This window comes from Streptococcus oralis, from assembly GCF_964238205.1.
In the GTDB taxonomy this organism is placed as follows: Bacteria; Bacillota; Bacilli; order Lactobacillales; family Streptococcaceae; genus Streptococcus; species Streptococcus oralis_CZ.
This window is the reverse complement of sequence record NZ_CAXSLF010000003.1, coordinates 186,434-205,938: the sequence shown is the minus strand read 5'-3', so window position 1 is coordinate 205,938 and position 19,505 is coordinate 186,434. Positions and strand designations below refer to the sequence as shown.

At 38.7% G+C, this 19,505-nt stretch carries 18 protein-coding genes; 13 read left to right on the top strand and 5 right to left on the bottom strand.

The annotated features are described in order from the left end of the window. Positions 1-30: 30 nt before the first annotated feature. Both ACESOD_RS06145 and ACESOD_RS06140 read left to right on the top strand, forming a co-directional pair. On the top strand, positions 31-984 hold the full coding sequence (locus ACESOD_RS06145) for a class I SAM-dependent methyltransferase (protein ID WP_373094520.1): 954 nt from the start codon (positions 31-33) through the stop codon (positions 982-984). Between the two features lie 49 nt (positions 985-1,033). Continuing rightward, a complete protein-coding gene (locus ACESOD_RS06140; protein WP_049527500.1) occupies positions 1,034-2,224 on the top strand; it encodes an acetate kinase in 1,191 nt (396 codons plus the stop codon). Positions 2,225-2,278: 54 nt separating this feature from the next. Here the strand turns inward: ACESOD_RS06140 and birA are convergent, their stop codons facing one another. Beyond that, entirely contained in the window at positions 2,279-3,214 is a 936-nt protein-coding gene (birA, locus tag ACESOD_RS06135; protein ID WP_049527503.1) for a bifunctional biotin--[acetyl-CoA-carboxylase] ligase/biotin operon repressor BirA, read from the bottom strand. 210 nt (positions 3,215-3,424) lie between these two features. On the opposite strand from birA, the gene ACESOD_RS06130 reads away from it, so the two are divergent. Beyond that, positions 3,425-4,615 (top strand): O-antigen ligase family protein, encoded by a 1,191-nt coding sequence (locus ACESOD_RS06130; protein ID WP_061862776.1) that lies wholly within the window; start codon positions 3,425-3,427, stop codon positions 4,613-4,615. A 49-nt stretch (positions 4,616-4,664) separates the two neighbouring features. Here ACESOD_RS06130 and ACESOD_RS06125 read toward each other — a convergent pair whose 3' ends face one another. Further along, positions 4,665-5,213, bottom strand: coding sequence for an NADPH-dependent FMN reductase (locus tag ACESOD_RS06125; RefSeq protein WP_373094519.1), 549 nt, complete (start codon positions 5,211-5,213; stop codon positions 4,665-4,667). A gap of 261 nt (positions 5,214-5,474) precedes the next feature. Between ACESOD_RS06125 and ACESOD_RS06120 the strand changes: the two genes are divergently transcribed. From ACESOD_RS06120 to ACESOD_RS06090, 7 genes are all read left to right on the top strand, one after another. Beyond that, positions 5,475-5,963: a cell wall elongation regulator TseB-like domain-containing protein gene (locus tag ACESOD_RS06120; RefSeq protein WP_049527511.1), complete on the top strand. Its 489-nt coding sequence runs from the start codon at positions 5,475-5,477 to the stop codon at positions 5,961-5,963. Further along, positions 5,960-7,138: a pyridoxal phosphate-dependent aminotransferase gene (locus tag ACESOD_RS06115; RefSeq protein ID WP_373094518.1), complete on the top strand. Its 1,179-nt coding sequence runs from the start codon at positions 5,960-5,962 to the stop codon at positions 7,136-7,138. Before ACESOD_RS06120 ends, ACESOD_RS06115 begins: the two co-directional genes overlap by 4 nt. 150 nt (positions 7,139-7,288) lie before the next feature. After that, positions 7,289-8,632, top strand: coding sequence for an asparagine--tRNA ligase (asnS, locus tag ACESOD_RS06110; protein WP_045763626.1), 1,344 nt, complete (start codon positions 7,289-7,291; stop codon positions 8,630-8,632). A gap of 224 nt (positions 8,633-8,856) precedes the next feature. Further along, complete coding sequence (locus ACESOD_RS06105) at positions 8,857-10,056, top strand: MFS transporter (protein WP_373094517.1); 1,200 nt, start codon at positions 8,857-8,859, stop codon at positions 10,054-10,056. 67 nt (positions 10,057-10,123) lie between these two features. Next, the gene (locus ACESOD_RS06100; RefSeq protein ID WP_000567559.1) at positions 10,124-10,891 is read left to right on the top strand and encodes an epoxyqueuosine reductase QueH; all 768 of its coding nucleotides are present in this window, start codon (positions 10,124-10,126) and stop codon (positions 10,889-10,891) included. Positions 10,892-11,188: 297 nt separating this feature from the next. Beyond that, complete coding sequence (locus tag ACESOD_RS06095) at positions 11,189-11,962, top strand: class I SAM-dependent methyltransferase (protein WP_373094516.1); 774 nt, start codon at positions 11,189-11,191, stop codon at positions 11,960-11,962. Between the two features lie 12 nt (positions 11,963-11,974). Next, a complete protein-coding gene (locus ACESOD_RS06090) occupies positions 11,975-12,832 on the top strand; it encodes an Rgg/GadR/MutR family transcriptional regulator (RefSeq protein ID WP_373094515.1) in 858 nt (285 codons plus the stop codon). Positions 12,833-13,156: 324 nt separating this feature from the next. Here the strand turns inward: ACESOD_RS06090 and ntdP are convergent, their stop codons facing one another. From ntdP to ACESOD_RS06075, 3 genes are all read right to left on the bottom strand, one after another. Continuing rightward, positions 13,157-13,690: a nucleoside tri-diphosphate phosphatase gene (gene ntdP / locus ACESOD_RS06085; protein WP_000775325.1), complete on the bottom strand. Its 534-nt coding sequence runs from the start codon at positions 13,688-13,690 to the stop codon at positions 13,157-13,159. Between the two features lie 88 nt (positions 13,691-13,778). Beyond that, positions 13,779-14,555: a recombination regulator RecX gene (gene recX, locus ACESOD_RS06080; protein ID WP_373094514.1), complete on the bottom strand. Its 777-nt coding sequence runs from the start codon at positions 14,553-14,555 to the stop codon at positions 13,779-13,781. A gap of 9 nt (positions 14,556-14,564) precedes the next feature. Further along, positions 14,565-15,338 carry an aminoglycoside 3'-phosphotransferase gene (locus ACESOD_RS06075; RefSeq protein WP_373094513.1) on the bottom strand — a complete coding sequence of 258 codons (774 nt, stop codon included), beginning with the start codon at positions 15,336-15,338 and terminating at the stop codon, positions 14,565-14,567. Positions 15,339-15,393: 55 nt separating this feature from the next. Between ACESOD_RS06075 and rlmD the strand changes: the two genes are divergently transcribed. From rlmD to ACESOD_RS06060, 3 genes are all read left to right on the top strand, one after another. Beyond that, complete coding sequence (gene rlmD, locus ACESOD_RS06070; RefSeq protein WP_373094512.1) at positions 15,394-16,761, top strand: 23S rRNA (uracil(1939)-C(5))-methyltransferase RlmD; 1,368 nt, start codon at positions 15,394-15,396, stop codon at positions 16,759-16,761. 117 nt (positions 16,762-16,878) lie between these two features. Beyond that, positions 16,879-17,637, top strand: coding sequence for a triose-phosphate isomerase (gene tpiA / locus ACESOD_RS06065; protein ID WP_000087887.1), 759 nt, complete (start codon positions 16,879-16,881; stop codon positions 17,635-17,637). 124 nt (positions 17,638-17,761) lie between these two features. Further along, positions 17,762-19,498 (top strand): ABC transporter ATP-binding protein, encoded by a 1,737-nt coding sequence (locus tag ACESOD_RS06060; RefSeq protein ID WP_373094511.1) that lies wholly within the window; start codon positions 17,762-17,764, stop codon positions 19,496-19,498. Positions 19,499-19,505: the final 7 nt, after the last annotated feature.

The following is a 19,505-nucleotide window of genomic DNA, read 5'->3' as shown; positions in this document are numbered from 1 at the left end:
AAAGGACATTATTTTTGGTAAGATAAGGGTATGGATTTTGAAAAAATTGAACAAGCATATACCTATTTACTAGAAAATGTCCAAATCATTCAAAATGATTTGACGACAAATTTTTACGATGCCTTAATTGAGCAAAATGGAATCTATCTGGATGGTCAGACGAATCTGGAAGATGTCAAGAAAAACAATCAAGCTTTAAAACGATTGGCTCTTCGAAAAGAAGAGTGGTTACGAACCTACCAATTCTTATTAATGAAGGCAGCGCAAACGGAACCTCTTCAGGCCAACCACCAGTTTACACCAGATGCGATTGGTCACTTGATGATTTTTTTGATGGAGCAATTGTGGCCTGCTAAAGATCTAAGTCTACTAGAATTGGGCTCTGGGATGGGAATTCTGGGGGCTAGCTTTTTAACGTCCATGAACAAAAAGGTAGATTACCTAGGGATTGAGATAGACGACCTCTTGATTGATCTGGCGGCGAGTATGGCTGAAGTTATGGATCTTCAAATGGGCTTTGTCCAAGGAGATGCAGTACGTCCACAAGTATTAAAAGAAAGTGATTTTATTGTGAGCGACCTCCCGATTGGCTACTACCCAGATGATCAGATTGCCTCACGTTACCAAGTGGCAGCAAAGGATGAACATACTTATGCTCATCATCTATTAATGGAGCAATCTCTCAAGTATCTTAAGACGGGAGGCTATGCTATTTTCCTTGCTCCAACAGATCTTTTGACGAGCCCCCAGAGTGACTTCTTGAAATCCTGGCTGACTGATCAGGCTCAACTAGTAGCTATCGTAGCTTTACCAGAGGATCTCTTCGCTCAAGGAGCCCAGTCTAAGACCATTTTTGTTGTACAAAAGAAAGTGGTAGAAGGCTTTGAACCCTTCGTTTATCCACTTGCTAGTCTTCGTGATCCTGAAATTTTGTTGGAATTTAAGGAAAATTTTCAAAATTGGTGTCAAGAACATGAAATCTAGTATAAATTTTGATATAATAGTTGAAAACGCTTAAAAAAGGGGAAACATTATGACAAAAACCATTGCAATTAACGCTGGAAGCTCTAGCTTGAAATGGCAACTTTACCAAATGCCAGAAGAAAAAGTATTAGCAAAAGGGTTGATTGAACGAATTGGATTGAAAGATTCTATTTCTACAGTTAAATTTGATGGTCGTTCAGAACAACAAGTCCTTGACATTGACAACCATACTTTGGCAGTTAAGATTTTGCTTGATGACTTGATTCGTTTTGATATTATTAAATCTTATGATGAAATTACTGGTGTTGGACACCGTGTCGTTGCAGGTGGAGAGTACTTCAAAGAGTCAACAGTCGTGGAAGGTGATGTAATTGAAAAAGTTGAAGAGTTAGGTCTTCTTGCTCCATTGCACAACCCTGCAAACGCTGCAGGTATTCGTGCATTCAAAGAATTGTTGCCAGATATCACGAGTGTCGTTGTTTTTGATACTTCCTTCCATACAAGTATGCCAGAGAAAGCTTATCGCTACCCTCTACCAACAAAATATTACACAGAAAACAAGGTTCGTAAATATGGAGCTCACGGTACAAGCCACCAGTACGTTGCTCAAGAAGCAGCCAAGTTTTTGGAGCGTCCACTTGAAGAGTTGAAGTTAATCACCTGTCACATCGGTAATGGTGCTTCTATTACAGCTGTTAAGGGTGGGAAATCTGTTGATACCTCAATGGGATTCACTCCACTTGGTGGTGTAATGATGGGAACTCGTACAGGGGATATTGACCCAGCCATCATTCCTTATATAATGCAATATACAGAGGACTTTAACAAGCCTGAGGACATCAGTCGTATTCTCAATCGTGAGTCAGGATTGATGGGTGTTTCTGGTAAGTCTAGTGATATGCGTGATGTAATTGCTGCCATGGAGGCAGGAGATCACGATGCCACTTTGGCTTATGAAATGTATGTTGACCGTATCCAAAAACATATTGGTCAATACCTTGCAGTCCTAAATGGAGCAGATGCTATTATTTTCACAGCGGGTATCGGTGAAAATTCTGTTCATGTACGTAAAGATGTCATTTCAGGGATTTCTTGGTTTGGTTGCGATGTAGATCCAGAGAAAAATGTATTTGGTGCGACTGGAGATATTTCGACAGATGCAGCAAGTGTACGTGTACTGGTAATTCCAACGGACGAGGAATTGGTCATTGCACGTGACGTTGAACGTTTGAAAAAATAATAATCAGAAAATCGACCTTCAATGATAAAGGTCGATTTTTTTGATCTAGTAGAACTACCATTTAGTCAGTGAAACTTCACCACTATTGAGCCAAATTTTTTCACCAGTGGCTAATTCTATCTGTAGTTGTCCTTGGTCAGAGATGTCACAGGCTTTTCCTGAGATAGTTTGGTGATCTTGCTTAAAGGAGACTTCTTTTCCTAAAACGATAGAGTGCTTTTTATAGAGATAGAGGAGTTCATCGGCTTCTGTTTCGTAGAAACATTTCCAGATTTCAGCAATCAATTCATTGCGAGTAATGGGAGTATTTTGAGAAAATAAGCTTCCAGCTTTAGTTTGTAGATTCTTGGGAAATTCAGCGATAGAAAAGTTGATCCCGACCCCAATGATAACATCTGTAACGAGTCCAGTTTCGACAGAGGTAATGGCTTCTGTTAGAATACCAGCAATTTTTTTATGGTTCAGATAAATATCATTGACCCACTTGATATCCACATCAATCAAACTAAGATTCTTGATAGCCTTGTAGATAGCCCCAGCTGTTAGAAGTGTATAGGCGGGAAGTTTCTGGTAAGGGAGATTGGGTTGTAGGTGAAGGGACATGTAAATTCCCCCCTTATCAGGTGAGTAATAAGGACGTTGAAAACGACCGCGTCCCATAGTCTGGCTAGTGGAAAGGTAGAGTTTATCCCCTTTAGCACCAGCTTCCATAGCCTCTTTAGCATCGGTTTGGGTAGATTTTGTTGAGGGTTTAAACTGGACAGTAATGGGACTATCCGCTTCGATTTCCTGTGGCAAGATAAGGTCTCCGTCCAGAAGTTTATACCCACGATTTTTGATACTGTCAATCTCCAGCCCCTCTTGTTGGAGACGTTGGATCGCCTTCCATACGGAAGTTCGAGATAGGTTTAATCTCTCAGCTATTTTTTCTCCGCTTAGATAATCAGTTTCAGTAGCTAGTATTTTATAGACTTCTTGGTAGGATTTCATGCTAGACCCTTTCTGGAATAATTAGATTTATTGTACCATATTTTTAAAAAAGGGATAGCGATTTTCAAGTAATCTTAGCTAACTATAAAATTTTACCCAGTTTTAGTTAGGAGTATAGAGGTAAAGAGGTTTTCAAATCGCTTGAAAAATGGTAAAATGTTTTAATAACTTATTTATCTGAATGTGATATTCAGAAGGAAAGGATCTGTTGTGAAATCAATAGGTGTCATTGAAAAGTTAAAAAGTTTATCGAAACAAGAAGGACTTCTTTTAGGAGTTATTCTGAGTATTTTTCTCCCTTTTTATCTTTTTGTTATTATTTTTATCTCTTACTTACTTTGGTTAGTATATACCGGGGAGATGAAGGGAATCTTGAAACGTTTGTCTCAACACCCTATCTTGCTCTTTTTTATTGCTTATAGCACTGCAATTTCTCTTCTAGCACAAAATGTGATGGGAGTAGTTTCTTCGGTGGCCATGTTTCTGTTTGCCATCTTCTTTTACTATTACCAAGCTCAATTGACTCCTAAATTTTTCAGGTTGACGATTGAAGGAGTTTTAGCCTCGAGTGTCTTGGCAGCAGTCTTTGCAGCCTTGGAACATTTCCAAATTGTAAAGAAATTTGATTATACCTTCCTCTCACCACGGATGCAGGTTTGGCATCAAAACCGAGCGGAGGTTGCCTTCTTTAACCCTAATTACTATGGAATTATCTGTTGTTTCTGTATCATGATTGGTTTTTATCTGATTAGCACAACTAAGTTAAGGTGGTTACGAATCTTTTCTATGATTGCCATCTTTGCTAATTTATTCGGTTTAAACTTTACGCAGAATCGTACAGCTTTTCCAGCCATCATCTTTGGAGCCATCATTTACCTCTTCACGACCATTAAAAACTGGCGTGCCTTCTGGCTTAGTATTGGAGTTTTTGGGGTTGGTTTAGCCTTTCTATTTTCTAGTGATTTGGGTGTTCGAATGGGAACCTTAGATTCATCTATGGAAGAACGTGTTTCTATCTGGAATGCTGGAATGGCCTTGTTTAAGCAAAATCCATTCTGGGGTGAAGGACCGCTAACCTACATGCACTCTTTCCCTCGTATTGGAGCACCTTATCATGAACATGCTCATAGTATTTATATAGATACGATTTTGAGTTATGGAGTTGTCGGTACCGTTCTCTTGGGGATTGCTTCTGCCACTCCGGTACGAATGTTGATTGATATGAGTCAAGTACCTAGTAAGCGTCCTATCCTTGGACTTTACCTCTCTTTCTTGACAGTAGTAGCTGTGCACGGAATTTTTGATTTAGCGCTGTTTTGGATTCAATCATCTTTTATTTTCCTGTTAGTGATGTGTAGTTTACCACTAAAACATAGTATGATTGATGAATTAGTTGATTAAGAAAAAGATAGTAGAACTAACATTTTCTACTATCTTTTTTTCAATTCAATTATTGAATAGCTTGAACCAAGTCTTCAGCTTGTTGTTTTAGTGAAGTAGCAACACTGTCTTCAAGGACTAGTTTACCATCTCCCCAAGCAGAATCATTGATACGAGCTGCAGTGAATTCACCTACAACTTGTGTACGGATGAATGGCAAGAGGTCTTTGTAGATTGCAAAGAGTTGTTCATGACCTGCATTTGCTACTGAAGACACAGTAACAATTTTATCTTGAAGGGCAGATGGACCACGAGTTTCAGATAAGTCAAGAGCGCGTGAAAGCCAGTCAAGCAAGTTTTTAACTGTTCCAGGAATTGAGAAGTTGTAGACTGGAGAGAAAATCCAGATAGCATCAGCAACCAGAACAGCTTCACGAGCTGCTGCTACAGCTGGAAGAGTTGGAACTTCAAGTTCTTGGTTAAAAAGTGGGATTGCTGAGTAGTCAAGGTAGCTAATCTCAGCATTTCCTGCAAGAGCTTTTTCGGCTTCTAGCGCCATTTGGTGGTTGAAGGAACCTTCACGAAGTGAACCAACGATAAATAATACTTTTTTAGACATAGGGAGTCTCCTTTATATTTTAATCAGAGCTTTCTTTGTTGTTATAAATAATGTTACAACAAAACAAAATCATTTGCAAGAAATTTGCCCAGAAAATAAAAATCGATGATAGTCAAGATTATTTTTAGGAGTAGAGATTATGAAAAGTCTGTGAAATCAATGATTCAAGCGTCATATATTCCTGTCATAAGAGAAGTTCCGAGACAAATCCTCCTCTTTTACTCACTTGTAATTCACTTGGATAGATGGTAAAATAGACGAGTGAAAATGAGACAGAAAAAAGAAAAAAATTCCTTATTATTTCAGTACGGTATTGGTATGACCCTGCTGGCACTAGTTGTGACTTCTTCCTTTCTCTATTTGGTGTGGCTTAGCATGAAGCCTTATCAGACAGCGAAGGTAGAAGGGGAAAAACTTGCCAAGCAGTATGCGAATCTAGAAACGGTCAGTCAGGTTGATTTCTTCAATGGTTTAGAGAGCTATTATAGTGTCCTTGGCCAAGACAAGAATCAAAAGCCAGTAGCTGTTTTAATTGAGAAAAATAGTCAAAAAATCTATGTGTATCAACTAGAAAGTGGCACTTCACAAGAAAAAGCAGAAGCAGTTGTCAGAGAAAAAGGAGCAACTGATATTGACGCGATTACCTTTGGGCGGTATGCTGATAAGCCTGTCTGGGAAATCAAGTCTGGTGGAGACTACTATCTAGTGGATTTTGAATCTGGTGCCCTAATCGAAAAGGAGAAACTATGAAATTATCTAAACGTGTCTTAGAAATGGAAGAAAGTGTCACTCTGGCTAGTGATGCAAGAGCAAAGAAATTAAAGGCTGAAGGAAAAGATGTTCTTTTCTTAACTTTAGGTCAGCCCGATTTTCATACTCCTGAAAATATTCAAGATGCTGCTGTTGCAGCCATTCGAGATGGTCGCGCGTCTTTCTATACGGTAGCTTCAGGTTTGCCTGAATTGAAAGCAGCGGTCGATACCTATTTTGAACGCTATTATGGTTATTCTGTAGCGGCTAATGAAGTCACTTTTGCTACTGGTGCCAAGTTCTCCCTTTATACTTTCTTTATGGCTGTGATTAATCCTGGAGATGAGGTTATCATTCCAACACCTTACTGGGTTAGCTATGGGGATCAAGTGAAAATGGCTGAAGGTATTCCAGTATTTGTCCAAGCTAAGGAAGACAATCACTTTAAAGTAACCGTGGAGCAATTAGAAGCAGCTCGAACAGATAAGACTAAAGTCTTGGTACTAAACTCACCATCTAATCCGACTGGGATGATCTATTCTCGTGAGGAATTATTAGCCATTGGAAACTGGGCAGTTGAGCATGATATTCTGATTCTAGCAGATGATATTTATGGACGTTTGGTCTATAACGGAAATGAATTTGTCCCAATCTCTAGTCTGTCAGAAGCCATTCGCAAGCAAACCATCGTCATCAATGGTGTATCTAAAGCTTATGCTATGACAGGATGGCGTGTTGGTTATGCAGTAGGTGATCCAGAAATTATTGCTGCTATGAGTAAATTGACTGGTCAAACGACTTCTAACTTGACTGCTGTATCTCAATACGCAACAATCGAAGCGCTAACTGGCTCACAAGACTCTGTAGAAACTATGCGTCAGGCTTTCGAGGAACGTTTAAACACCATCTATCCACTCTTGTGTCAAGTCCCTGGCTTTGAAGTAGTCAAACCTCAAGGAGCTTTCTATCTCTTCCCAAATGTTAAAAAAGCTATGGAGATGAAAGGCTATACAGATGTAACAGCATTTACAACAGCTATTCTTGAGGAAGTTGGTCTGGCCTTGATTACGGGAGCAGGCTTTGGTGCGCCAGAGAATGTCCGTCTCAGCTATGCGACAGACTTGGAAACTCTTAAAGAAGCTATTCGTCGTTTGCACCTATTTATGGAAAAATAAGAAGTTAAACCTCCGTCCTCTTTGCGGAGGTTTTTGTAGCTAAAAACTTATGAATTTCTATCAAACTAGCTAGCTATCAGCCATTATTTGTGGTAAAATAGTGAGTAATAATGTCTTTGGACAAGTTAAACGAAAAAAGGAAGATAAATGATGACAAAACGTGTAACAATTATCGAAGTAAAAGATTACGTTGGTCAAGAAGTCACTATCGGTGCTTGGGTTGCCAATAAATCTGGAAAAGGGAAAATTGCCTTCTTACAATTGCGTGACGGAACAGCCTTTTTCCAAGGTGTGGCTTTTAAACCAAACTTTATCGAAAAATTTGGAGAAGAAGTAGGTCTTGAAAAATTTGACACCATCAAACGCCTAAGCCAAGAAACATCTGTTTTTGTGACAGGGATTGTCAAAGAAGACGAACGTTCTAAATTTGGTTACGAGTTGGATATTACAGACATCGAAGTGATCGGTGAATCTCAAGATTACCCAATCACTCCAAAAGAACATGGAACAGACTTCTTGATGGACAACCGTCACTTGTGGTTGCGTTCTCGTAAGCAAGTTGCTGTCATGCAAATCCGTAATGCTATCATCTATGCAACTTATGAGTTCTTTGATAAGAATGGCTTCATGAAATTTGATAGCCCAATCCTTTCAGGAAATGCTGCAGAAGATTCTACAGAACTTTTCGAAACAGACTACTTTGGAACACCAGCTTACTTGAGTCAATCTGGTCAGCTTTATCTTGAAGCAGGTGCTATGGCTCTAGGTCGTGTCTTTGACTTTGGTCCAGTATTCCGTGCGGAGAAATCAAAAACTCGCCGTCACTTGACAGAGTTCTGGATGATGGATGCTGAGTATTCATACTTGACACACGACGAGTCACTTGACTTGCAAGAAGCTTATGTTAAAGCGTTGCTTCAAGGTGTTCTAGATCGTGCTCCACAAGCCTTGGAAACATTGGAACGTGATACAGAGCTCTTGAAACGCTACATTGCAGAGCCATTCAAACGCATCACTTACGATCAAGCCATTGACCTTTTGCAAGAGCATGAAAATGATGAAGACGCTGACTACGAGCATCTTGAACATGGTGATGACTTTGGTTCACCACACGAAACTTGGATTTCAAACCACTTTGGTGTACCTACCTTTGTGATTAACTACCCAGCAGACATCAAGGCTTTCTACATGAAACCAGTTCCTGGGAACCCAGATCGCGTGCTTTGTGCAGACTTGCTTGCACCAGAAGGTTACGGAGAAATCATCGGTGGTTCAATGCGTGAGGAAGACTACGATGCCCTTGTCGCTAAGATGGAATCACTTGGTATGGATCGTACAGAGTATGAATTCTATCTTGACCTTCGTAAATACGGTACTGTACCACACGGTGGATTTGGTATCGGTATCGAGCGTATGGTAACTTTTGCAGCTGGAACTAAACACATCCGTGAAGCCATTCCATTCCCACGTATGTTGCACCGTATCAAACCTTAATAGCCATAAAAACGCCGTCTGGCGTTTTTATACTCTTCGAAAATCAAATTCAAACTACGTCAGCTTCACCTTGCCGTACTCAAGTACAGCCTGCGGCTAGCTTCCTAGTTTGCTCTTTGATTTTCATTGAGTATTACTTTAAATGAAAGAGGTGGAGAAAATGTAGGCAACTCTAAGTAAGTCTTTTAGAAACAATCATATTACATATTGAAAGAGAGAAAACAATGTTTAAAAGAACTTACAAACGCAATATTCCACTCTTAGCAGGTCTGGAATTCACTTCATATTTTGGGATTACCAGTTTTTGGATTTTATTTTTCATCCAAAATGGTCTATCCTTGCTTCAAATCGGCCTATTAGAGAGTATCTTTCATGGGACAAGTCTCTTGTGTGAAATCCCATCTGGTATGTTGGCTGATCGATTTAGTTACAAGACTAATCTTTATTTGGCTCGCTTGGCCAGTATTGTGTCCTCTATCTTGATTTTGTTTGGTCAGGGGAATTTTTGGATTTATGCGATTGCCATGATGGTTAATGCTTGGTCCTACAATTTTGACTCGGGGACCAGTACCGCTTTCTTATATGATTCGGCGGTTGAAGCGGGTCAAAAGGACCGTTATCTTCAGATTTCTAGCTTTTTGTCTGGTGTGGCAGAAGTCACCCGAACCCTAGGTACAGTTGTGGCAGGCTTCTTTATTCATGGAGCATTGGCTTGGACCTATCTGATTGCTATAGGATTTTCATTTCTTTCTATCATTTTGATTTATTTTATGAAAGAACCAATGGCTAAGAGAGAGAAAAATGAAGTCTTAACCTTTAAAACGATTGTCCTGCAAGTTCGAAAAGAATGGCAGGAAAAACCAGTACTCTTTTACTGGATGATGACTTATCAGCTAGTAGGGACACTCATGTGTATGTTTTACTTTTATTATCAGCAGAAAATAAGTGACTTAGCAGGATGGCAGGTTTCACTGGTTATGCTTATTGGTAGTGGGTTAAATCTTATAGCAGTTTATGTAGCTAGTCAAATCGGTAAAAAATGGAATAGCAATCGAGTTTTTCCGACTCTTGTTGCACTAACGGGCTTGTCCTTGTTGTTGGTGTTTTTAGGAACCCCCTTTGCTTTTCTTCTTGTATATCTTTTAACTGATACACTTTATGCAGTTTATCAGCCTATCTATTTCAATGACTTACAAGGTTATTTACCTTCCAGTGTAAGAGCAACTATGCTTAGTATCAATTCCATGCTCTTTAGTCTTTCCATGATTGTCATATTTCCACTGACAGGCTGGTTGATTGATCGTTGGGGTCTTGTAGCTGTCTTTTTAGTTCTAGGCCTTATCTTGCTTTTAACCTACCCTATCCTAATAATCGGTCTAAAAAGGATGGGCAAGGTATTGGACAAGGACTTAAAAACTGAGTAAAGCACGAAACCCTATTTGCCCAAAGAGCCTTCTTGTGATAAAATAACAAGAAGAAAAGGAGAAGAGTATGATCGATGTAGAAGAAATTCTAAGTAAGATGAATCCCAATCAAAAGATCAACTATGACCGAGTCATGCAAAAGATGGTTCAAGTTTGGGAAAAAAATGAAGAAAGACCAACCATTCTCATGCACGTCTGTTGTGCTCCCTGTAGCACCTATACTTTAGAGTATTTGACCAAGTATGCAGATGTAACTATTTATTTTGCTAATTCAAATATCCATCCTAAAGCTGAGTATCACAAGCGTGCCTATGTGACAAAAAAGTTTGTTAGTGATTTCAATGAACGAACTGGCAACAAGGTTCAATATCTAGAAGCACCCTATGAACCCAACGAATACCGTCAGCTGGTCAGAGGTTTGGAAGAAGAACCTGAAGGTGGCGATCGTTGCAAGGTTTGTTTTGACTATCGTCTGGATAAGACAGCGCAGGTGGCCATGGACTTAGGATTTGATTACTTCGGTTCTGCCCTGACGATCAGTCCTCACAAAAATTCGCAAACCATCAATAGTATCGGGATTGATGTGCAGAAAATCTATACCACCCATTATCTTCCGAGTGACTTTAAGAAAAATCAAGGCTATAAACGTTCAGTGGAGATGTGTGAAGAGTACGATATTTATCGCCAGTGTTACTGTGGCTGTGTCTATGCCGCTCAAGCACAGAATATTGACTTGGTACAGGTCAAGAAGGATGCAACTGCCTTTATGGTAGATAAGGATATCGAAAAAGACTATTCGCATATCAAGTTCACTGTTACGAAGTTAGATATCTAGACGAAAACCTGCCCAATGTGGCAGGTTTTTTGCTAGGAAAAGGTGATGGAGAGAAGTCGATGGACCGATCTATGAATTCCTAGTCCATGACTCGAGAGACTTCAATAAATTAGTTGAGACTTAAGATTTGTGGATAAAAATGAAGTTTTGCTCAAAGGAGCTTTTTGAAATTTAGAAGACCCCAAAATAGTTCAATACTGTGGTAAAATTATTCCTTTTTTGCATTTATACAACTTATTTAATGCTGTGTTTATTCTTGTGATATAATGTCAAATTATAGAGTGGAGGTCATTTAAAATGATTGATAAAGTAATTGAACAATATAAAAGTCATGATAATCTTGATATTCGAGTAGAATTGCATAAGAAGTATTCAAAAAATAAACTGGGATTTAATAATTGGATATTTTCTAACTATCAAATTACTGATGAAGTAAAGGTGCTAGAATTAGGATGTGGTACAGGAGAACTGTGGAAAAGTAATAGTGATTCTATAGATAAAATGAAGCAGTTGGTTATAACAGATTTTTCTAATGACATGGTAGAAACTACGAAGTCAGTGATTGGAAATAGAGACAATGTCACCTATGAAATAATGGATATTCAAAAGATTTCTTTTGAGAATGAAACCTTTGATATTGTTATTGCTAATATGCTTCTACATCATGTGAATGATATTCCTAAAGCTCTTTCTGAGGTGAATAGAGTCTTAAAAACAGGAGGCATTTTTTACTGTGCTACATTTGGTGAAAATGGGGTTGTAGATTATTTGGCAAGTTTATTTAGAGATGAAGTTAATCAAGATTTAGAAAATAAAACGTTTACTTTACAAAATGGTAAAAGGTACCTGAGTAGGTATTTTAACTCTGTCGATACATTACTCTATGATGATGAGTTACAGGTAACTAGAATAGATGACCTAGTTAAATACATCCAATCGTTTAAAGGAATTTCAGAAATAGGTTCACTAGAAAAGGAAATAATACGTAAAAGATTGGAAAGTGAGTTTAATAATGGTATGTTGATCATTCCTAAAGAATATGGTATGTTTATCGCTCGAAAAGAAAGTTAAGGGAACGAAAGTATGAAAAATTACGGAGAAGCTTTTCGATATTTTAGAAAATTAAACGGATATTCTTTAGAGTATGCTGCAGCTGATTCTATATCAAAATCTCAACTCTCTAGATTTGAAAGGGGAGAAAATGAAATTTCTCTCTCAACGTTTTTTGAATTATTATCAAATATCAATGTTTCGATAGAGAATTTTTGCAATTACTTAGAACATTATAAAAGATCGGAGCTTGATGATTTTTTGGTTAATTTATCTCCAAATTTTTATAGTTTGAATACTAAAGGATTGAAGGAAATAAAAAATGAGCAACAAAAACTTTTTGAGAAGAGTGGGGAAAAAACTCATAAAATAAATACAATTATGGTTCAGGGATTATTAAATCAAATAGATTGTAATCATATAGTTAGTAGAGAAGATCTAAATTTAGTATATGACTATTTATTCCAGAAGGAACGATGGGAGTCCTATGAGATAACACTGATTGGTAATTTATATCATCTTTTTGAGATAGATTATATTTACAGGGTCGGAAAAGAAATACTAGAGCGTACACATTATTACGAAAAAATTGGCAAGAATAGAAATTTAGTTGTGTCAGCTTGTTTAAATTTTTGGTTCTGCTGCCTTGAGAATTCACATCTAATATATGCAGACTACTTTGAAATGAAATTAAAAAAATTTTTAAAAGATGACACAAAAGTTTTTGAAAAATCTACATTCAAATTTGTAGAAGGATATAAAATATACCTGACAGAATCTAAAGAATCTGGAATTAAGCAAATGCAAAATGTCATTAAATATTTTGAGTTTATTGAGTCTAAAAATATTGCTTTATATTTTCAAAAACGATTAAATGAACTGGTAGATTAAATAGCATTTTCTCTGTTAAGTCATTTTTTTCAAAGATTGTACTATAGGATTGATGCTATGCGGAAATACAATAACTAAATTTTTTGATAGGAAGGTGACCTGTATTTTTTATACTAATCATCTTCTTATTTTTTGTATTAGACGATAGAAGATTGTTGTAAACTTACAGGGAACAAAGACATTAAAAAAGTATTAGTATATCTATTTATTTTGCATATCTTGCGAATTCTATCATAATGGATTTATTCCTTTTTGTGTTTACACAACTTATTTTACACTACCCAAAAAACGAGGTCAGGATTTTAATCCTGACCTCTGACAACTTTACCGATTCTTTAGTTCTACGTAGCGTTTGTACCAAATGTTGACATAGGCTTCTGAAAAGGGGCCTCGTTCATTGTTAATCCAATCAACAAGAATCTTGACATGCTCTTTCAAAATATAGTCTAAGTCAGAAGAATACTTCATTTTTCGCTTGTGTCGTTCATACTCCTCAACGTCCAAGAGGCGTTTCTCACCATCTGTAAAAACTTTAACATCCAAATCATAGTCAATGTATTTTAAAGCTTCTTCATCCAGATAGTAAGGACTAGCCATATTGCAGTAGTAGGAGATACCATTTTCACGAATCATAGCGATAATATTAAACCAATATTTCTTGTGAAAGTAAACAATAGCCGGTTCTCGAGTTACCCAACGACGACCGTCACTTTCGGTAACAAGTGTGTGGTCGTTGACGCCGATAATAGCGTTCTCTGTTGTTTTTAGTACCATGGTGTCCCGCCAAGTACGGTGGAGACTCCCATCATGCTTATAACTTTGAATTGTAATAAAGTCGCCTTCTTTTGGAAGTTTCATAACTAACCAACTTTCTACAATTTATAAGTTTATCGATTACTATTGTATCACATTTTTGTTTAAAGTTCTTAGTTTTTTCATGAAAAAATTAAAGATATTCTCTGAGAGCGCTGGCTATATCCGAAAAATCGTAACCTTTTCTAGCTAAAACTTGGGTCAAACGTTGCTTGAGTTCGTATCCTTCATACTTTCGTGAGTATTTGGGGTATTGCTTATCGAGCTCTTTAAAAATTAGCTCCTGAATAGTTTCTTCATCGACCTGGTTATCTAGTTGATCAAAGGCAGACTTGGCTTCTGTATAGGAAAATCCTTTATTGGTTAGGCCTTGGATAATCTTATCCTGTAGAGCACGGACAGGTAATTTCCCCTGGTATTTTTTCAATAGTTTTTTAGCTGTGCGCTCTGCGACTTCCGTCATATCAAATTCTTGTAAGACGTCTTGGATAACGGCCTTAGTAACTCCTTTTTGAGAAATCTTCTGCATCAGCATATAGCTTCCCTTATCTCCTGAAAGCTGATTGGAATTGATAATAGCGTAGGCATACTGACGATCATTGATCCAATTGTCATCCTTTAGAGACTGAATGACTTGGGGAATGATTTTCTCATCAACTTCATGTTTACTAAGATAATCTCTAACTTCTTTTTCAGTACGGTCCTTGAAGGATAAGTGGTAGAGAGCTAGATTTTTACTGTAGGAAAATTGCGCAAAGGATTTAATCTCAGTTAGTTCCTCAGCTGAGATCTCTTTCCCTTTTGTTAACATAAAGCGAACAATGGTATCCTCGGTAATGTAGCAGGTTTGGTCGCTATCAAGTTCGAGCAGATAGAGTCTTTTTTTCTTTTCAAGTTTTGTGATTTTCATATTTTCCTCTTACCCAAATGCTTCAAAGGCCGCAACGAGTCGAAGCTTGTTGCTATCAACCAGCTCTCTCCCGTAATAGTCGAGAAATAGTTCAGCATATTTGGGATCTTTTAAGTTGTAATTGAGGGACCAAATTGCCCAAAAGAGATCGATATGCCGATCACTGAAATCAGCCAAACCAAGATCAATAAAGCAAGAGAAATGGCTAGCGTCTTTGAGAATAAAGTTTGGTAGACAGGCGTCCCCGTGAATAAAGGCATCTGTCTTTAAAAGGTGCCCTTGTTCTTGGATGAGTTGGAAGGCCTCTTCGCGACTGTTAATCTGGAATTGGGGTAGGAGCGCCTTGGCATAGAACTCCCCTTTTTCATAGTTTTTAAAGGCTCTGTCTTTATAGGTCTGTAAATGATTTTCTGATGGAAAATTGTGTGGGTTTAAGCTGTGAAGCTTTTTAAGAGCCTCTGCCATTGTTCGGCAGATTTTTTCTGGCTGATCTAAAAAAGCGAGAGCATCACGACCAATAGCCTCTTTTGTCAGGAGGTAGTCTTTATCTGTAGATAGATATTCGATAACCGGAATTCCCAGTCCTCTGGTTTCAAACCACCTTGCAATGCTAGCTTCTCGCTCTAATCTTCCCTTTTGATCTATTTTTAAATAGTAACCTGAGTCAAGATAAAGGACCCTTGCGCCTGAATGAGAAGAGCTGTCAGAAAGGCTTGCTCCCTCTATATAAGTTCGTAATTGCTCAGGAAAATCCAATGAGGAAAAAGATATCTTTGTATTCATGGTTTTATTGTAACATATTCTTAACCATTGAGAAACTACGTGGTATAATAGACTTATGAATCTAAAAGTCAAACAAAAAATTCCATTAAAAATCAAGCGCATGGGGATTAACGGGGAAGGAATTGGTTTTTTCCAGAAAACCCTCGTTTTTGTTCCTGGTGCCCTCAAGGGAGAAGATATCTATTGTCAGGTAACTTCTGTTAAGCGTAACTATGTTGAGGCCAAACTGCTTGAGGTCAATAAAAAATCTAAGTTTCGAGTAGTTCCAGACTGTACTATTTATAATGAGTGTGGAGGCTGTCAAATCATGCACCTGCACTATGACAAGCAGCTGGAGTTCAAGACGGATCTCCTCCATCAAGCTCTGAAGAAATTTGCACCTGCTGGCTATGAAAACTATGAAATCAGACCAACCATTGGCATGCAGGAGCCTAAGTATTATCGGGCTAAACTACAATTCCAAACGCGAAAATTTAAGGGGCAAGTTAAGGCAGGTTTGTATGCTCAGAATTCTCACTACTTGGTTGAGCTAAAAGACTGTCTGGTTCAAGACAAGGAGACGCAGATTATTGCCAATCGCATTGCTGAACTCTTGACCTATCATCAAATTCCGATTACAGATGAACGGAAAATCCTTGGGGTTCGGACCATCATGGTTCGTCGAGCACGGAAAACTGGGCAGGTTCAAATCATTATCGTTACTAATCGCCAATTGAATCTGACTCTCTTAGTTCAAGACCTAGTCAAGGATTTTCCAGAAGTGGTGACAGTTGCAGTCAATACCAATACTGCGAAAACCAGTGAGATTTATGGAGACAAGACCGAGATTATTTGGGGGCAGGATAGTATACGTGAGGGTGTTCTTGATTATGAATTTTCTCTTTCACCTCGAGCTTTTTACCAGCTCAATCCTGAACAGACTGAAATCCTCTATAGTGAAGCTGTTAAAGCATTGGACGTGACTGAGGACGACAACCTGATTGATGCCTATTGTGGTGTTGGAACCATTGGTTTTGCCTTTGCCAAAAAAGTTAAAAATCTGAGGGGGATGGATATTATTCCAGAAGCTATTGAGGATGCCAAAGAAAATGCTAAGCGCATGGGTTATACCAATACTCACTATGAAGCAGGAACTGCAGAAGAAATTATTCCTCGTTGGTACAAGGAAGGCTACCGTGCAGATGCCTTGATTGTGGACCCGCCACGTACAGGTTTAGATGATAAGCTCTTGGATACCATTGTCAAGTATGCTCCTGAAAAGATGGTCTATGTTTCCTGCAATGTGTCTACCTTGGCGCGTGATTTAGTCCGTCTAGTAGAGGTCTATGATCTACACTATATCCAGTCTGTTGATATGTTTCCACACACGGCTAGAACAGAAGCAGTGGTCAAATTAACCAGGAGAAAGCCAGCTTCTAGATAAAAACGGCAACTGGAAAGTTTTTGAAAAGAAGACTTCTAGTTACAGAGTAAGATTTGCAAGCTATCTTTAAATATGATAAAATAAGTAGAAAATAAAATGAAAAAAGAGGTATGTGAAATGTCACGTAAACCATTTATCGCTGGGAACTGGAAAATGAACAAAAACCCAGAAGAAGCAAAAGCATTCGTTGAAGCTGTAGCATCAAAACTTCCTTCAGCAGACCTTGTTGAAGCAGGTATCGCAGCTCCAGCTCTTGATTTGACAACTGTGCTTGCTGCTGCTAAAGGTTCAAACCTTAAAGTTGCTGCTCAAAACTGCTACTTTGAAAATGCTGGTGCTTTCACTGGTGAAACTAGCCCACAAGTTTTGAAAGAAATCGGTACTGACTACGTTGTTATCGGTCACTCAGAACGTCGTGACTACTTCCACGAAACAGACGAAGATATCAACAAAAAAGCAAAAGCAATCTTTGCTAACGGTATGCTTCCAATCATCTGTTGTGGTGAAAGCCTTGAAACTTACGAAGCTGGTAAAGCAGCAGAATTCGTAGGTGCTCAAGTTTCTGCTGCTCTTGCTGGATTGACTGCAGAACAAGTAGCTTCAACAGTTATCGCATACGAGCCAATCTGGGCTATCGGTACTGGTAAATCAGCTTCACAAGATGATGCACAAAAAATGTGTAAAGTTGTTCGTGACGTTGTAGCTGCTGACTTCGGTCAAGAAGTAGCTGACAAAGTACGTGTTCAATACGGTGGTTCAGTTAAACCTGAAAACGTTGCTGAATACATGGCTTGTCCAGACGTTGACGGAGCTCTTGTTGGTGGTGCATCACTTGATCCAGAAAGCTTCTTGGCATTGCTTGACTTTGTAAAATAAGCTTCAAATATCTGAGACAGACAGTTCCCTCCTTCGAGGTTAAGACTGCCTGTCTTCTTTTTAGTAAAAAGGCGTGCGAAAGCACGCTCTTTTCTGCATTTTGAATGAAAAGGAAAGGAGAATTATGCTTTATATTTGGTCTTATCTCAAACGTTATCCTAAGTGGCTAGTGTTAGACTTCTTCGGAGCTATTTTCTTTGTCATTGTCAATCTAGGTCTACCGACTGTTCTTGCTCGTATGATTGACCAGGGGATTAATCAAGGTAATGAAGAAAAGCTCTATTTTTGGGCTGTCGTCATGTTGATTATTATCGTCTTGGGGACATTTGGGCGGGTTGTTCTATCCTATGCTGCTAGTAAACTGACCACCAATATGGTTAAGGACATGCGAAATGATGTTTATGCGAAATTACAAGAGTATTCTCATCACGAATATGAACAAATTGGAGTTTCTTCATTGGTGACTCGTATTACCAGTGATGCCTTTGTCCTCATGCAGTTTGCAGAGCAGACGCTTAAGTTGGGTGTTATCACTCCCATGATGATGTTGTCGAGTATTCTCATGATTTTCTTAACTAGTCCCTCACTAGCTTGGATTGTCGCTTTTTCCGTTCCTTTTCTAGCTGTAGTAGTCCTTTATGTGGCAGTGAAAACGCGTCCCTTATCTGAAAAACAACAAAAAACACTGGATAAAATTAATCAATATGTCCGTGAAAATTTGATGGGGCTTCGTGTCATTCGTGCCTTTGCTCGTGAAGACTTCCAAGAAAGCCGTTTTGAAGAGAAAAATGCAATCTATGCGGATAACTCAAATCGTTTGTTCAAATTGACTGGTTTGACGGAGCCACTATTTGTGCAAATCATTATTGCCATGATTGTAGCTATCGTTTGGTTTGCTTTGGATCCTCTCAAACAGGGAAGTTTGCAGATTGGGGATTTGGTAGCCTTCATCGAGTATAGTTTCCACGCCCTCTTGTCTTTCTTATTCTTGTCAAACCTCTTTACAATGTACCCTAGAACGGCTGTATCTAGTGAACGTTTGAAGGAAATCATGAACATGCCCATTTCCATTGATCCAAATGAGGACGGAATTCAAGAAACAGAAACCCATGGTTATCTAGAATTTGATAATGTAACCTTTGCCTATCCTGGGGAAACAGAAAGCCCTGTGTTGCATAACATTTCCTTTACTGCTAAACCGGGAGAAACCATTGCTTTTATCGGTTCGACTGGGTCAGGTAAGTCTACTCTGGTTCAGTTAATTCCTCGTTTTTATGATGTTACACTGGGGAAAATTAAGGTCGATGGTGTTGATGTCCGGGATTACCGTCTCAAATCACTCCGCCAGAAGATTGGTTTTATTCCACAAAAAGCCTTGCTCTTTACAGGGACTATCGCAGATAATCTCCGTTACGGAAAAGAGGACGCTAGTCATGAGGACTTGCACCAAGCAGCTGATGTAGCCCAAGCCAAAGACTTTATCGAAAGTCGAGAAGAAGGTTTTGCAACTCATCTGGCTGAAGGGGGAAGCAATCTATCAGGTGGTCAAAAGCAACGCTTGTCGATTGCCCGCGCAGTCATCAAGGGTCCAGATATCTATATCTTTGATGATTCCTTCTCAGCCTTGGACTACCGTACAGATGCTATCTTGCGCCGTCGTCTCAAGGAAGTGACGCAAGATGCTACAGTATTGATTGTTGCGCAACGTGTTGGAACTATCATGGATGCTGACCAGATTATTGTGCTTGATAAAGGCGAAATTGTTGGTCGTGGCCGTCACGAGGAATTGATGGAAACCAATGACATCTATCGAGAAATTGCTGAGTCGCAGTTGAAAAATGCGTCTCTGACAGAAGAATAGGAGGTAA

Bases quoted from the DNA above. Each gene is read 5' to 3' on its own strand.
- ACESOD_RS06145 (WP_373094520.1), top strand. From the start codon at position 31: ATGGATTTTGAAAAAATTGAACAAGCATATACCTATTTACTAGAAAAT.
- ACESOD_RS06140 (WP_049527500.1), top strand. From the start codon at position 1,034: ATGACAAAAACCATTGCAATTAACGCTGGAAGCTCTAGCTTGAAATGG.
- birA (WP_049527503.1), bottom strand. From the start codon at position 3,214: ATGAAATCCTACCAAGAAGTCTATAAAATACTAGCTACTGAAACTGAT.
- ACESOD_RS06125 (WP_373094519.1), bottom strand. From the start codon at position 5,213: ATGTCTAAAAAAGTATTATTTATCGTTGGTTCACTTCGTGAAGGTTCC.
- ACESOD_RS06115 (WP_373094518.1), top strand. From the start codon at position 5,960: ATGAAATTATCTAAACGTGTCTTAGAAATGGAAGAAAGTGTCACTCTG.
- asnS (WP_045763626.1), top strand. From the start codon at position 7,289: ATGACAAAACGTGTAACAATTATCGAAGTAAAAGATTACGTTGGTCAA.
- ACESOD_RS06105 (WP_373094517.1), top strand. From the start codon at position 8,857: ATGTTTAAAAGAACTTACAAACGCAATATTCCACTCTTAGCAGGTCTG.
- ACESOD_RS06100 (WP_000567559.1), top strand. From the start codon at position 10,124: ATGATCGATGTAGAAGAAATTCTAAGTAAGATGAATCCCAATCAAAAG.
- ACESOD_RS06095 (WP_373094516.1), top strand. From the start codon at position 11,189: ATGATTGATAAAGTAATTGAACAATATAAAAGTCATGATAATCTTGAT.
- ACESOD_RS06090 (WP_373094515.1), top strand. From the start codon at position 11,975: ATGAAAAATTACGGAGAAGCTTTTCGATATTTTAGAAAATTAAACGGA.
- ntdP (WP_000775325.1), bottom strand. From the start codon at position 13,690: ATGAAACTTCCAAAAGAAGGCGACTTTATTACAATTCAAAGTTATAAG.
- recX (WP_373094514.1), bottom strand. From the start codon at position 14,555: ATGAAAATCACAAAACTTGAAAAGAAAAAAAGACTCTATCTGCTCGAA.
- ACESOD_RS06075 (WP_373094513.1), bottom strand. From the start codon at position 15,338: ATGAATACAAAGATATCTTTTTCCTCATTGGATTTTCCTGAGCAATTA.
- rlmD (WP_373094512.1), top strand. From the start codon at position 15,394: ATGAATCTAAAAGTCAAACAAAAAATTCCATTAAAAATCAAGCGCATG.
- tpiA (WP_000087887.1), top strand. From the start codon at position 16,879: ATGTCACGTAAACCATTTATCGCTGGGAACTGGAAAATGAACAAAAAC.
- ACESOD_RS06060 (WP_373094511.1), top strand. From the start codon at position 17,762: ATGCTTTATATTTGGTCTTATCTCAAACGTTATCCTAAGTGGCTAGTG.